The organism is Solirhodobacter olei, from assembly GCF_004010155.1.
Lineage (GTDB): Bacteria > Pseudomonadota > Alphaproteobacteria > Rhodobacterales > Rhodobacteraceae > Solirhodobacter > Solirhodobacter olei.
The window spans coordinates 1-1,398 of record NZ_RRYH01000085.1 but is presented as its reverse complement, the minus strand read 5'-3'; the positions used below and the strand labels follow the sequence as shown (position 1 = coordinate 1,398).

The window sequence follows — 1,398 nt, the reverse complement described above, 5'->3', positions numbered from 1 at the left end:
GTCGTGGGCTACACCGATTTCCCGAGCCGGATGGCGGCGCAATCCTCCACCCTCTATGCCACCAACATCCGCCACATGATGACGGATCTGACGCCGGGCAAGGACGGCGCGGTCGTCCAGAACATGGAGGACGACGTGATCCGCGGCGCCACCGTGGCCTTCGAGGGCGCGGTGACCTTCCCGCCGCCGCCGCCGAAGGTGCAGGCGATCGCGGCGGCCAAGCCCAAGCCCAAGGCGAAGGAGCTGACGCCGGAGGAGAAGCGTGCGGCGGAGCTTGCTGCCTTCAAGGCCGAGACCCGCAACCAGGTCGGCCTGCTGGCGGTGGGCACCATCGTCATGCTGGCCATCGGCGCCGTGGCGCCGGCGGATTTCATGAGCCATTTCATCGTCTTCGTGCTGGCCTGCTTCGTTGGCTTCCGGGTGATCTGGAATGTCTCGCACGCGCTTCACACGCCGCTGATGGCGGTGACGAACGCAATCTCGGGCATCATCATTCTGGGCGCGCTGCTGCAGATCGGCTCGGGCGGGTGGCTGGTGGCGGTGCTGGCTGCGGTGGCGGTTCTGATCGCCTCGATCAACGTTGTTGGCGGCTTCCTGGTCACGCGCCGGATGCTTGCCATGTTCCAGAAGTCGTGAGGGCGGGCGAATGAGCATCGGTATCGTATCGGCGGCCTATATCGCGGCCGCGGTTCTCTTCGTCCTGTCGCTCGGCGGGCTCTCCGGGCAAGAGAGCGCCAAGCGCGCGATCTGGTACGGGATCTTCGGCATGGCGCTTGCGATTCTCGCCACGGTCTTCGGGCCGGGCATCGCGCGGGGCTGGCTGATCCTGGTGATGGTCGTCGTCGGCGGCGGGCTTGGCGCCTATGTCGCGGGCCGGGTCGAGATGACGCAGATGCCGCAGCTGGTGGCGGCCCTGCACAGCTTCGTCGGCCTCGCCGCGGTCTTCATCGGCCTCAACGCCGATCTGGAGCTGGGCCGGGTGCTGGCGCTGAAGGCGGCCCATGGGGACCTGTCGAAGCTTGCGGGCTTCGCGGCGAAGCTCGCGGCGAAGGACGGGGTCGAGATCTCCATGCTGAAGGTGGAGCTGTTCCTGGGCATCTTCATCGGGGCAATCACCTTCACCGGCTCGGTCGTGGCCTTCGGCAAGCTCGCGGGCCGGATCGACGGCAAGCCGAAGAAGCTGCCGGGCGGGCATCTTCTGAACGCGGGCGCGGCGCTGCTGTCCTTCCTGCTGCTCATCGTCTTCTTCCAGACCGGGGCGATGTGGGCGCTTCTCGCCATGACGCTTCTGGCGCTCTTCATCGGCTGGCACCTGATCATGGGGATCGGGGGCGCGGACATGCCGGTGGTCGTCTCGATGCTGAACAGCTACTCGGGCTGGGCGGCGGCGGCGATCGG

General features: G+C 67.3%; 2 protein-coding genes. Both read left to right on the top strand.

Annotated elements, in window-relative coordinates:
* Positions 1-636 (top strand): proton-translocating transhydrogenase family protein (locus tag EIP85_RS22570; protein ID WP_206615640.1); only part of this gene is annotated, 636 nt, incomplete at its 5' end.
* 10 nt (positions 637-646) lie between these two features.
* The coding region (locus tag EIP85_RS22565) for an NAD(P)(+) transhydrogenase (Re/Si-specific) subunit beta (RefSeq protein ID WP_206615639.1) at positions 647-1,398 on the top strand (752 nt) is incomplete at its 3' end.